Consider the following 12,929-nt stretch of genomic DNA (forward strand, 5'->3'; position numbering starts at 1 on the left):
CATATCGCTCTGAAGTGGGCGCTTGCCCACTTGAAGTGGGCAGGCGCCCACTTCCGGGCTCGATAGTGGGCATCTGCCCACTATGAGTGGGCAAGCGCCCACTTCCAGCGGCTCACGCGACCCGGCGCGGGATCGCCGCGCGGTCGATCGGCGGAGCGGCCGAAAGGCCCGACGCGGCCCGCCCGTCGGGCTGGCGGAAGCTGAGCGCCTCGGCGTCCAGCGCGTCGTAGAGAAGGTCGAGGTCGAGGGTGCCGACCGGCGGATACACCCGCTCCCGCGGCGGCTCCTGGCCGATGCCGAGCGCGCCCTGCTCGACCATGAAGTCGGCGATCGCCTGGCGCACGGCCGGCAGCGTCACCGGCGAGTGGTAGAGGACGTTGAGAGCCTGCATCCGCATGCCCTGCACGTGCTCCTCGCCCTTGTTGTCGTGGAAGTGCGGATTGCGGGTCTCGATCTGCATGACCGGGACCGAGTTGGCCATGACGTCCGCATTCGTGCTCTCGAGCACGCCGCCGAACTGCTCGAACAGGTCGAGATACTCGTACGGCTCCACCGCGAAGCCGCCGGCCAGGCGCAGCTTGAGCCCGAGATCGAGGGTCATGGCGTGCTCGCCGGCGTTGCCGGTGGCGATCACCTCGGTGCCGAAGCCCGAGTACTCGGCCAGGAAGCGGTTGAGCCACTCGTTGGTGATCTGCGAGCTGCGGCCCTTGCGGCTGAAGAACAGCCGGTTGTCGCGCAGCTTCGGCTTGGAGTGCCAGGAGATCCGCACCATCGAGTACGGCGAGTCGGCCAGGTGCAGCCCGGCCGCGTAGACCTTGCAGTACTCGTGGACGGAGCCGGGCACGTAGTTGTCGGCGTCCACGTAGCCCAGGTAGCGGCGGCCGGTCATCGCGGCCAGCGCCATCCCGATCAGCATGGCCTCGCCCTTGCCGGCGCGGACCAGCCCGCCGTCGTCGATGAGCTCGGGCATCCCGGCCGCCTTGAACGCGCCGGCCACGCCCGCGTCGCGCTGGTGAACGGTGATGGCGGAGCGGCCGGCCAGGCGACAGAACTGCTCGACGGTCTGCGCTTCAATCTCGTACCGGTCGACCGGCGCCCGGTCGCTGTTGGACACCAGCACAATGAGGCAGTCGTGCGGAATGCCGGAGAGCACTCCCTCGATGACGCCGCGTGCCTCATTCATGCACGGCACGACGATTACCATTTGCGATTCGACAGCGCTTAACTCGTCGGGGGCCACAATACGACTGCCGGCCCCGCCCGACGTGCCCGAGTCCAGCTCGATGACCCGCTGCAGCTCATGAATCCGGACCGCGCCGAAGCGCTCGCTCCGAAAAGAATCAGCCAGTCGCATGCGGCGAAGATACCCGCCGAAGACCATCTTCAAGTACCCGAACGGCACACAATTCTGTTTCGGCGCCAACGATGTAAGCGGGACGTAACGCGGACGTTTCAGCTTTACGACAAAGCCCGGTTTCATCCCGACAAGAGGGACGAAACCAGGCTGCTTCTCGCGAAAATCAGGCCGTCTCGGTGATGGGCCGGTCGACCCAGCTCATCATGCCGCGGAGCTTGCGGCCGGTGACCTCGATCGGGTGCTGCGACGCCTGCTCGCGGTACTTGGTCATCAGCGGGCGGCCGTTGTCGTCGTCCTCGATGAGCTCACGTGTGAACTCGCCCGACTGGATCTCGGAGAGGATCTTCTTCATCTCCTGCTTGACCGAAGCGTTGATCACGCGCGGGCCGCGGGTGTAGTCGCCGAACTCGGCGGTGTCCGAGACGCTGTAGCGCATCCGCTCGATGCCGCCCTCGTACATGAGGTCGACGATCAGCTTGAGCTCGTGCAGGCACTCGAAGTACGCGATCTCGGGGGCGTAGCCGGCCTCGATGAGCACCTCGAAGCCGGTCTGCACCAGCGCCGCGGTGCCGCCGCAGAGCACGGCCTGCTCGCCGAACAGGTCGGTCTCGGTCTCCTCCTTGAAGGTGGTCTTGATGACCCCGGCGCGGGAGCCACCGATCGCCTTCGCGTAGGAGAGCCCGAGCGCGAGGCCCTCGCCGGTCGGGTCCTGCTCGACGGCCACCAGGCAGGGCACGCCCTTGCCGTCGACGTACTGGCGGCGCACCAGGTGGCCGGGGCCCTTGGGGGCGACCATCGCCACGGTCACGTCGGCCGGGGGTTTGATGAGCTCGAACCGGATGTTGAGGCCGTGCCCGAAGAAGAGCGCCTTGCCGGCGGTCAGGTTCGGGGCGATCGACTCGGCGTAGATCTTGCGCTGCGCGGTGTCCGGCGCGAGCACCATGATCACGTCGGCCCAGGCGGACGCCTCGGCCGGGGTCTTGACCTCGAGGCCCTGCTCCTCCGCCTTGGCCCGGCTCTTCGAGCCCTCCTGCAGACCGACCACCACCTCGACGCCCGAGTCACGCAGCGACAGCGAATGCGCGTGCCCCTGGCTGCCGTAGCCGATCACGGCGACCTTCTTGCCCTGGATGATCGACAGGTCGGCGTCGTCGTCGTAGAAAACTTCCGCGGTCATGTGGATTCCTTGAGTCTTTAGTCTGGTTAAGGGCGGCGGTGGGGAGGTTGGACGGGCCTTCAGGCTCTGAATCAGGCGGCGCGGAGCGCCGGGCCGGTCGTGATGGAGCGCGAGCCGCGGCCGATGGCCACCAGCCCGGACTGCACCATCTCTTTGATGCCGTACGGCTCGAGGTCGCGCAGCAACGCGTCCAGTTTGTCGGGGTTACCCGTCGCCTCGATCGTGAGGGTATCCGGAGCGACGTCGATCACCTTCGCCCGGAACAGCTCGACCGTCTCGAGGACCTGGCTTCGCTGCGCACGATCGGCGCGCACCTTGACCAGCAGAAGCTCCCGCTGGACCGACTGCTGCGGATCCAGCTCCACGATCTTCAGGACATTCACCAGCTTGTTGAGCTGCTTGGTCACCTGCTCCAGGGGTGAGGAGTCGGCGTTGACCACGATCGTGATGCGGCTGACGTCCGGGTTCTCCGTCTCGCCCACCGCCAGGGAGTCGATGTTGAAGCTGCGCCGGGAGAAGAGCCCACTGACGCGAGCGAGCACGCCCGGCTTGTTCTCGACCAGCACGGACAGCGTGTGCTTATTCATGGCTACAGGTCGTCCTCGTCGAAGCTGGGGCGCACGTCCCGGGCGAACATGATCTCGTCGTTGCTGGTGCCGGCGGCGACCATGGGCCAGACCATGGCGTCCTTGCCGACCGTGAAGTCGATGACCACCGGAGCGTCGTTGATCTCCATGGCCTGCTTGATGATCTTGTCAACGTCGCCCTTGGACTCGCAGCGCAGCCCGATGCAGCCCAGCGCCTCGGCCAGCTTCACGAAGTCGGGGATGCGGTGCTTGTGGGTGCCCAGCTCGGTGTTGGAGTAGCGGCCCTCGTAGAAGAGCGTCTGCCACTGCCGCACCATGCCGAGGTTGCCGTTGTTGATGATCGCGACCTTGACGGGGATGCCCTCGAGCGCGCAGGTGGCGAGCTCCTGGTTGGTCATCTGGAAGCAGCCGTCGCCGTCGATCGCCCAGACCGCCGTGTCGGGCTGGCCGACCTTGGCGCCCATCGCGGCCGGCACCGCGTAGCCCATCGTGCCGGCGCCGCCGGAGTTGAGCCAGGTGCCGGGCTTCTCGTACCTGATGAACTGCGAGGCCCACATCTGGTGTTGCCCGACTCCCGCCACGTAGATCGCGTCCGGGCCGACCAGTTCGCCGATCCGCTTGATCACATACTGCGGCGCCAGGGAGCCGTCGGTCGGCTCCTCGTAGCCCAGCGGGTAGCGCTCGCGCAGCTCATTCAGCGTGGCCCACCACGACTCGTACTGCGCGGCGCCGCCGGCCGTGGCCGAGACCGCCGCGATCAGCTCGTCGATCACGTGCCGCGCGTCGCCGACGATCGGCACGTCGGCGTGGCGGTTCTTGCCGATCTCGGCCGGGTCGATGTCGGCGTGCACGACCTTGGCGTCCGGGGCGAACGAGTCGAGCTTGCCGGTGACCCGGTCGTCGAAGCGGGCCCCCAGGGTGATCAGCAGGTCGGACTTCTGCAGCGCGTACACCGCCGGAACCGTGCCGTGCATGCCGGGCATGCCCAGGTGCTGCGGGTGCGAGTCGGGGAACGAGCCGAGCGCCATCAGCGTGGTGACCACCGGGATGCCGGTGAGCTCGGCCAGCTTGCGCAGCCCGTCGGTGGCGCCGGCCTTGATCACGCCGCCGCCGACGTACAGCACCGGGCGCCTGGCCCCGGCGATCAGCCGGGCCGCCTCGCGGATCTGCTTGCCGTGCGGGTGCAGCGTGGGCCGGTAGCCGGGCAGGTCGATGGTCGGCGGCCAGGAGAACGTGGTCTGCGCCTGCATCACGTCCTTCGGGATGTCGACCAGGACCGGGCCGGGCCGGCCGGTCGTCGCCAGGTGGAACGCCTCGGCGAGGATCCGCGGCAGCTCCTCCGGCGTCTGCACCAGGAAGTTGTGCTTGGTGATCGGCAGGGTGATGCCCTGGATGTCCGCCTCCTGGAAGGCGTCCGTGCCGATCGCGGGCCGGGCCACCTGGCCGGTGATCGCGACGATCGGCACCGAGTCCATGTACGCGTCCGCGATCGGCGTGACCAGGTTGGTCGCCCCCGGGCCGCTGGTCGCGATGCAGACGCCGACCTTGCCGGTGGCCTGCGCATAGCCCGTCGCCGCGTGGCCCGCGCCCTGCTCGTGGCGGACCAGGATGTGCCGCACCTTCGAGTCGTAGAGCGGGTCGTACGCCGGCAGGATCGCCCCGCCGGGGATGCCGAACGCGACCTCGACCCCGAGCGCTTCGAGCGACCGCACGAGAGCGCCGGCGCCGGAGGTGGGCACCGGGGAGGCTACGGCCGGGGCGGCGCTGGCCGCCGCCGCGACAGTGGCCGGGTTGGCTCGGTGGGCGAGAGTCTCGGGAGTGGGTCTCGTCATGGTTTTCGAACCTTCTCGGGATTGACGTCCAGTACTTGAGCAACAAAAAAGGCCCCTAGTGCTCTGTAAGCACGGGACCTAGCGCACCCTCGCTGATCTCTAACTCAGCAGGAGTGCGCTCACATAAGTACTCGGGACGCGAAGCACATGCGCCTAAGGTTGCCCCATCTCACTCGGCGAGTCAACTGATCCCACATTTTGATCACCCACGAGTGCCCCGAACGCGGGATCGGTCGGCAGAACGGCCCTGAGCTGCTTCATTCCGGGCCCGAGCGTCACCACCTGGCTGCGCGGCGCGCCGCTGACCGGCGGGTCGTTGCGCGGCGCCGGAAGCGGGCGGGGCGATCCGGTACGCAGGCTGTCGAGTTGCGCCTCGAGGTGCTCGGCCGGCACTCCCCAGCCGAACAGCGACCCCTGGCCGAGCCGGCAGCCCGCCTCCTCGACCACGGCCCGCTGCCCCGGTGTGCCGATTCCCTCGGCGAGCACCTCGAGCCCCAGCCGGTGTCCGAGGCGCACGACGACGTCGACGAGCGGGGCGGCCGTGCCCGTACGCGATTCCGGCTCCGCCACCAGCGCATGGTCGATCTTGAGGATGTCGACCGGCATCGTCCGCAGCTGCCCCAGCGACGAGTACCCCGCGCCGAAGTCGTCGAGCGCGATCCGCACGCCGGTGGCCCGTAGTTCCGCGAGCCGGCTGACCAGCTCTTCCATGTCGGTGGCCACCGCGTGCTCGGTCACCTCGAGGACCAGCCGCTGGGCCGGCACGCCGTGCTCGGCGAGCACGTCGGCGACCTGGCCCGCGTAGTCGGCCGCGTGCAGCTCCTTGGGCGACAGGTTGACCGATACCCAGACGTCGTGCCCCTTGGCCAGCCAGTCGGCGAGCTGCTTGCACGCCTGCGCGAGCACCCAGGACCCGATGCGGTTGATCAGGCCGGAATCCTCGGCCACCGGGATGAACTCGTCGGGGCGGACCGCGCCGAGCGTCGGGTGGTGCCAGCGCAGCAGCGCCTCGGCGCCGACCAGCCGCATCGAGGGCAACGCCACCACCGGCTGGAAGACCAGCCGGAACTGCTCGCGGTCGATCGCGTGGCGCAGCTCGCTCTCCAGTGTGCCGCGACGGCGCAGCAGCTCGTCGTAGCGGGCCTGGTAGCGCTCCACCCGGTTCTTGCCGCGCTGCTTGGCATACCGCAGGGCCAGGTCGGCGTCGCGAATGAGCTCGCCCGTATCGGCCACGCCCAGGCTCGCCGACAGGAACACCGAGCCCCCGTCGACCTCGTACGGCTCGCCCAGCACCGCGAGCAGCCGATGCGCGGTGAGCATCGCCTCGTCGGCCGTTCCGTGCATGAGCACCGCGAACTCGTCGCCGCCCAGCCGGGCCGCCACGTCGCCGTCGAGCAGGTTGCGCCGCAGCCGCTCACCGACCTCGGCCAGCACCGAGTCGCCGACCTCGTGGCCGCGCATGTCGTTGACCGTCTTGAAGCCGTCGAGGTCGATGCCGACCAGCACGAGCGGCTCGTCGGGGCACTGGCAGTCGCGCAGCGCCCGCTGCAGGCCGCGCCGGTTGGCCAGCCGGGTGAGCGGGTCGGTGTGGGCGAGCTCGCGGAAGTGCGCCTCGCTCTGCCGCAGTTTCAGCGTGAACCGCCGGACGTCGCCGAGCGCGAGATATTGCCGGCCGACCAGCGCGAAGCCCTCGACGCTGGCCCCGAGGAACGCGTAGAAGCCGAAGACGCCGCCGCGGGACAGGTGGAAGCCGAGCGCGGTGACCATCGCCACCATCGGGACCACCGCGTACGCCGTGCCGCGCTCGCTGAGATCGCCGATCACCTCGACCGGCTGGTCGGCCTGCTTCACCGCGTGGGCGATCAGGAACAGCCCGGCCGGCAGCAGCAGCGAGCCGGTCAGCACCCAGCTGTCGCGGGCCTGGCAGATGCCGCCGCCCAGGGCGACCGCGGCGGCGGCCACCAGCGTCACGCCGGCGGCGACCCGGACGGTGGTCAGCCGCGGCCGGTGGGCGTGCAGCGCCAGCACGATGGTGAGCCCCAGCGAGATCACCATCAGCCCGGTCGGGATCAGCAGGGACGGGCAGGCCATCGGGGTGGCGTCGCCGAGGAGGCCGGTCGGCTCGGTGAGCAGCACCCAGCCGACGAACCAGACGGCGGCCGCGATCACCAGGCCGTCGAGCAGGTGGCGCGCGGCCGCGCCGGGGCTCTCGGCCGCGCCCGGCAGCAGGGCGGTGCCGATCAGCAGGGCGAGCGTGCCGATCGCGGTGCCGATGCCCACGGCCGAGCCGAGGCCCAGCCGCGGCGGCGGAGCGTCGCTGAGCAGGGCGCTCAGCGCGCCGGCGAGCGCCGCGGCGGTGGCCACCGCGCCCCCGAGAGCCAAGATCAGGTGCGCCCGGCGGGCCGCGCCGGTGTGCCGGCGGCCCGAATTGCCCAGCACGGCGACAGCCGGGACGGTGACCAGGAGGCCCACGACCCCGGCAAGCTCCACGCCGGACGGTGGTTGCACGGGAACACTGTGCCGGATCTCGATGTATTTGGGGAGCCCCCGAAATCCCGAGCTGTGGACGCCGTTGGCGGCGGAAGGCCCGGACGGTGGCACTATGAGGGGATGCCTGACCTGCGTTCCCGGACCTCGACCCACGGTCGCACCATGGCCGGCGCGCGCGCCCTGTGGCGCGCCACCGGGATGACCGACGACGACTTCGGCAAGCCCATCGTGGCGATTGCCAACAGTTACACCCAGTTCGTACCGGGTCATGTGCACCTCAAAGACCTCGGCGGCATCGTCGCCGACGCGATCGCCGAGGCCGGCGGCGTCGGCCGCGAGTTCAACACGATCGCCGTGGACGACGGCATCGCGATGGGCCACGGCGGCATGCTCTACTCGCTGCCCAGCCGCGAGCTGATCGCCGACGCGGTCGAATTCATGGTGAACGCGCATTGCGCCGACGCCCTGGTCTGCATCTCGAACTGCGACAAGATCACCCCCGGCATGCTGATCGCCGCCCTGCGGCTCAACATCCCGACGGTCTTCGTCTCCGGCGGGCCCATGGAGGCCGGCAAGACGGTCGCCATCGAGGGCATCGTGCACGAGAAGCTCGACCTGATCGACGCGATGAGCGCGTCCGCCAACGAGGCGGTCACCGACGAGCAGCTCGGCGCCATCGAGCGCTCGGCCTGCCCGACCTGCGGCTCCTGCTCCGGCATGTTCACCGCCAACTCGATGAACTGCCTCACCGAGGCGATCGGCCTGGCCCTGCCCGGCAACGGGTCGACGCTGGCCACCCACGCCTCCCGCCGCGCCCTGTTCGAGCAGGCCGGCCGGCTGATCGTCGAGATCGCCAAGGACTACTACGAGAAGAACGACGAGTCGGTCCTGCCCCGCAGCATCGCCAGCCGCTCGGCGTTCGAGAACGCGGTGGCGCTGGACGTCGCGATGGGCGGCTCGACCAACACGGTGCTGCACCTGCTGGCCGCGGCCCGCGAGGCCGAGCTCGACTTCAGCGTGGCCGACATCGACGCGATCTCCCGCCGGGTGCCCTGCCTGTCCAAGGTCGCGCCGAACAGCGTGAAGTACCACATGGAAGACGTGCACCGGGCCGGCGGCATCCCCGCCCTGCTCGGCGAGCTCAACCGCGGAAATGCTTTGAAAACGGACGTCCGGAGCGTGCACTCGCCCGATTTGTCCAGCTGGCTCGGCAAATGGGACATCCGCGGCGGAAGCCCCAGCACGGAAGCCCTCGAGCTCTTCCACGCGGCCCCCGGCGGCGTCCGCACCACCCAGCCGTTCAGCACCCAGAACCGCTGGGCGACCCTGGACACCGACGGCGAGAACGGCTGCATCCGCAGCGTCGACCACGCCTACACGGTCGACGGCGGCCTCGCGATCCTCTTCGGCAACCTCGCCCCCGACGGCTGCGTGGTCAAGACCGCCGGCGTCGACGAGTCGCTGTGGAAGTTCACCGGCCCCGCTCGCGTCTTCGAGTCGCAGGACGCCGCGGTCGACGGCATCCTCGGCAAGCAGGTGGTCGAGGGCGACGTCGTGGTGATCCGCTACGAGGGCCCGCGCGGCGGCCCCGGCATGCAGGAGATGCTCTACCCCACGAGCTTCCTGAAGGGCCGCGGCCTCGGCAAAGCGTGCGCGCTGATCACCGACGGCCGCTTCTCGGGCGGCACGAGCGGCCTCTCGATCGGCCACGTCTCCCCCGAAGCGGCCTCCGGCGGCCTGATCGCCCTGGTCGAGACCGGCGACGACATCACCATCGACATCCCCGGCCGCAGCATCACGCTCAACGTCGACGACGAGACTCTGGCCCAGCGCCGCCACGAGCAGGAGCGCCGCCCGAAGCCCTACTCGCCGGCCGACCGCACTCGTCCGGTCTCCGCGGCCCTGCGGGCCTATGCCTCGATGGCGACTTCCGCTTCAGATGGCGCCTACCGCCGCGTTCCCGAATAAAACCGATATATCGTACGGCTCGACGAGCTCACAACCACATATACGGCAGCCCCCTGGGCCACGCACCGGCTGAGTGCGTGGCCCAGACCGTCGGCCGGCGCCGGCCGAGTCGATGGTCACCGCCCTTACCCCGGGATATGTCGCCTGAGAAGCTCAGGCCGCGGTCATCGCAGCCAGGCGAGCCCTCGCCGCGGACATGACCGCCGGCAGGTCGACATCGTCCGAGCCGGCCATCCACTGTTCCCAGGCGACCCGGAACACGGCGATCCCCGCCTCCGCCGCCAAACTGGCATCGGCCGCCGGGACGCCACGGCGAAGCAGCCCGTCGCGCAGCGCCGCGGCGATCTTCGCCATCTTGATGAGCTCGCGCTCCTGCAACTCCGCGTTCGCGTCGATCAGTGCCTGACGCCGCCGCGAGAACGCGCGGTCGCGGCCCAGCATGACGGCCGCCGCATCCAACGACGCCGCCACCGCCCGCATCGGCCCGTCCGGCACCGGCACCGCGTCCAGCGCCTCCACCATGCGCGTCAGCAGGATCTCCGAGCCGGCGAACAGCACCTCGCGCTTGTCGGCGAAGTGCCGGAAGAACGTGCGCGCGGTCAGACCCGCCTCGCCCGCGATGTCGGCCACCGTCGTCTGCTCGTAGCCGCGCTCGCCGTACAGCCGCATCGCGGCCTCCCGCAAGCGGCCCGCCGCGTCACCCTCCCACCTTGCCACGGCATGATTCTAGTCATGTCACATCGTGACATGACTCGTGCTAACGTCAGTGATGTCAGCAAGTGACATCACTGGAGGTTCGACATGCGCATCTTCGTCACCGGCGCATCCGGCTGGATCGGCTCGCCCACCGTCACCGAGCTCATCGAGGCCGGCCACCAGGTCGTCGGCCTGGCCCGCTCCGACGCGTCCGCCGCCAAGGTGACCGCGCTCGGCGCCGAGGTCCGCCGCGGCGACCTGGACGACCTCGACGGCCTGCGCGCCGCCGCGGCCGACTCGGACGGCGTGATCCACCTCGGCTACAAGCACGGCGACTTCTCCCCCGCGGGCATGGCCGCGGCCGCCGGCACCGACCGGGCCGTCATCGACACGGTCGGCGACGCTCTCGAGGGCACCGGCAAGCCGTTCCTGATCGCCTCGGGCGTGATCGGCGTCGTCGACGGACGCGCCGCCACCGAGAACGACCGGCCCGACGCCGGAATCCACCCCCGGGTCGCCAACGCGGCCGCGACGCTGGCCCTCGCCGACCGCGGCGTGCGATCGGCGGTGATCCGGTTCGCCCCGACCGTGCACGGCAAGGGCGACTACGGCTTCATGTCCGTGCTCGTCGACATCGCCCGCCGCACCGGCGTGAGCGGCTACCCGGGCGACGGCAGCAACCGCTGGCCGGCCGTCCACGTGCTCGACGCCGCGACCCTGCTGCGGCTCGTCGTCGAGCAGGCCACGCCCGGCTCGATCTGGCACGCGATCGCCGAGGAGGGCGTCGCCACCAAGGAGATCGCCGAGGCGTTCGGCCGCGCCGCCGGCCTCCCGGTGAAGTCCGTCCCCGCCGAGAGCTTCGAGTGGCTGTCCGCGTTCTTCGCGATGGACCTCCCGATCACCAGCGAGATCACCCGGCAGACTCTCGGCTGGAAGCCCACCCACCCCGGCCTCATCGAAGACCTCGACGCGGGCGCGTACACGTCGTAAGGCAACCTCGCGGCACGATGCATCGTTGCGAATAGGTGGGATCAACCGAGTCATCGCAGCTGGGCCACCGCCAGATTCTCGAGGTGCTCGCCGGGCTGATGCTCGGCATGTTCCTCGCGGCGCTCGATCAGACGATCGTCGCGTCGGCGATCCGGACCATCGGCGACGACCTGCACGGGCTGTCGATGCAGGCGTGGGTCACCACGGCGTATCTGATCACCGCGACCATCTCGACCCCGCTCTACGGCAAGCTCTCGGACATCTACGGCCGTAAGCGGTTCCTCCTGGCCGCCATCACCATCTTCGTGCTCGGCTCGGCAGCCTGCTCGTTCGCCACCTCGATGTACCTGCTGGCGGGCTGCCGGGCCGTGCAGGGCCTCGGGGCGGGCGGCCTGTTCTCGCTGGCCCTGGCGATCATCGCGGACGTCGTGCCGGCCCGCGATCGCCCGCGCTACCAGGGCTATTTCCTCGGCGTCTTCGGCATGTCGAGCGTGCTCGGCCCGGTGATCGGCGGCTTCTTCGCGGGCGCCGACGAGATCCTCGGCATCGCCGGCTGGCGCTGGGTCTTCCTGGTCAACGTGCCGATCGGCGCGGTGGCGCTGCTGGTGGTCGCGAAGGTGCTGCGCCTGCCGCACAACCGGCGCGACCACCGCATCGACTGGTGGGGCGCGGTCACCATCTGCGTCTGCCTGGTGCCGCTGCTCACCGTCGCCGACCAGGGTCGCTCGTGGGGCTGGGGCTCGGCGGGTTCGCTGGTCTGCTACGCGGTCGGCGCGTTCGGCCTGGTCATGTTCCTGCTCACCGAGGCGGTGATGGGCGAGGAAGCGCCCGCTCGTCGAAGGTGCTGAGCGATCCGGCGGTGACCGGCAATCCCGCCAACAAGCCCGTGCTCGACACCGTGCGGGGCGGCGGATCGTCCTCATTGGACGACACGTCGTTCCTCGACCACGTGTCGCCGGCGCTGGCCCGGCCATTCCAGTCGGGCTTCTCGACGGCGACGGACCACATCTTCCTGATCGCCGCGGCGATCCTGGTCATCGCGTTCCTGCTCTTCCTCTTCCTGCCCCAGATCCCTTTGCGCGCCGCTCCCGCCGCTCCCGCTGCCGCTCCCGCTGATCTGCGCCGCCGACGACCACCAGCCGGCCGCGGTCCTGGTCAACGCGGGCGTGGGCGAGCTCCGCCGGGTGCTCTCGCTGGCCGGCGCCGGCCGCATCGAGGGCCGCATCACCGACCGTCAGACCCGCCCGGTCCCGAACGCCACGGTGACCCTCACCGATCTGGCCGGCACGGTGGTCGCGACCGCGACAACGTCTCCGGACGGCCGCTACCGCCTGTCCGGCCTGGACCAGGCCGACTACATGCTCACCGCGACGGCCGAGCACGCCCGCCCCGCGACCCGCATCATCTCGCCGGGCCGCTCGCGCCAGGCCGACCTGGTCCTCACGATCGGCACCACGCTGACCGGCAACGTCCGCGCCGCCCGCTCCGGCCGCCCCATCCCCGAGGCATCGGTGATGGCGGTGGTCGCCGCCGGGGAGGTCGCCGGCTCCACCACCACCGACCACGAGGGCCGCTACGAGCTACGCGATCTCCCGCCGGGCGTCTACACGATCGCCGCGAGCGGCCACGCCCCGGTCGCCGGCCGCGTCACCCTTTCCGGCGAGCACATCGACCACGACATCCTGCTCGGGGCGTCCCCGGTCCCGTCCGGCTCGCCGACCTAGAAGCTCGTACACCGCGAGGCCCAGCCTGACCGCCGAGGTCACAGTCGCCACCATCTCCAGCCACATCGGAGCGCTCCTTCCGCTGTCCGTTCCGATGTGCTCGAATCT

General features: G+C 70.1%; 10 protein-coding genes. 4 read left to right on the forward strand and 6 right to left on the reverse strand.

All coding sequences use genetic code 11. From position 1 onward, the window contains the following. Window positions 1-112: 112 nt before the first annotated feature. From mpgS to ACIA5D_RS02360, 5 genes are all read right to left on the reverse strand, one after another. Window positions 113-1,381, reverse strand: a complete 1,269-nt coding sequence (gene mpgS / locus ACIA5D_RS02340) for a mannosyl-3-phosphoglycerate synthase (RefSeq protein ID WP_396028579.1) — start codon at window positions 1,379-1,381, stop codon at window positions 113-115. Window positions 1,382-1,520: 139 nt separating this feature from the next. Continuing rightward, window positions 1,521-2,534, reverse strand: coding sequence for a ketol-acid reductoisomerase (gene ilvC / locus ACIA5D_RS02345; protein WP_396028003.1), 1,014 nt, complete (start codon window positions 2,532-2,534; stop codon window positions 1,521-1,523). A 71-nt stretch (window positions 2,535-2,605) separates the two neighbouring features. Next, a complete protein-coding gene (gene ilvN / locus ACIA5D_RS02350) occupies window positions 2,606-3,121 on the reverse strand; it encodes an acetolactate synthase small subunit (RefSeq protein ID WP_030436185.1) in 516 nt (171 codons plus the stop codon). 2 nt (window positions 3,122-3,123) lie between these two features. Further along, complete coding sequence (locus ACIA5D_RS02355; RefSeq protein WP_396028004.1) at window positions 3,124-4,953, reverse strand: acetolactate synthase large subunit; 1,830 nt, start codon at window positions 4,951-4,953, stop codon at window positions 3,124-3,126. 153 nt (window positions 4,954-5,106) lie between these two features. Next, on the reverse strand, window positions 5,107-7,461 hold the full coding sequence (locus ACIA5D_RS02360; RefSeq protein WP_396028005.1) for a putative bifunctional diguanylate cyclase/phosphodiesterase: 2,355 nt from the start codon (window positions 7,459-7,461) through the stop codon (window positions 5,107-5,109). A gap of 102 nt (window positions 7,462-7,563) precedes the next feature. On the opposite strand from ACIA5D_RS02360, the gene ilvD reads away from it, so the two are divergent. Continuing rightward, a complete protein-coding gene (gene ilvD / locus ACIA5D_RS02365) occupies window positions 7,564-9,411 on the forward strand; it encodes a dihydroxy-acid dehydratase (protein WP_396028006.1) in 1,848 nt (615 codons plus the stop codon). Between the two features lie 153 nt (window positions 9,412-9,564). Here ilvD and ACIA5D_RS02370 read toward each other — a convergent pair whose 3' ends face one another. Beyond that, window positions 9,565-10,128: a helix-turn-helix domain-containing protein gene (locus ACIA5D_RS02370; protein WP_396028007.1), complete on the reverse strand. Its 564-nt coding sequence runs from the start codon at window positions 10,126-10,128 to the stop codon at window positions 9,565-9,567. Between the two features lie 84 nt (window positions 10,129-10,212). Between ACIA5D_RS02370 and ACIA5D_RS02375 the strand changes: the two genes are divergently transcribed. From ACIA5D_RS02375 to ACIA5D_RS02385, 3 genes are all read left to right on the forward strand, one after another. After that, on the forward strand, window positions 10,213-11,097 hold the full coding sequence (locus tag ACIA5D_RS02375) for an SDR family oxidoreductase (protein WP_396028008.1): 885 nt from the start codon (window positions 10,213-10,215) through the stop codon (window positions 11,095-11,097). A gap of 35 nt (window positions 11,098-11,132) precedes the next feature. Further along, a complete protein-coding gene (locus tag ACIA5D_RS02380; protein ID WP_396028009.1) occupies window positions 11,133-11,945 on the forward strand; it encodes an MFS transporter in 813 nt (270 codons plus the stop codon). A 318-nt stretch (window positions 11,946-12,263) separates the two neighbouring features. Next, a complete protein-coding gene (locus ACIA5D_RS02385; RefSeq protein ID WP_396028010.1) occupies window positions 12,264-12,821 on the forward strand; it encodes a carboxypeptidase-like regulatory domain-containing protein in 558 nt (185 codons plus the stop codon). The last annotated feature ends 108 nt before the right edge of the window (window positions 12,822-12,929 follow it).

It is taken from the genome of Actinoplanes sp. NPDC051513 (assembly GCF_044454685.1).
In the GTDB taxonomy this organism is placed as follows: domain Bacteria; phylum Actinomycetota; class Actinomycetes; order Mycobacteriales; family Micromonosporaceae; genus Actinoplanes.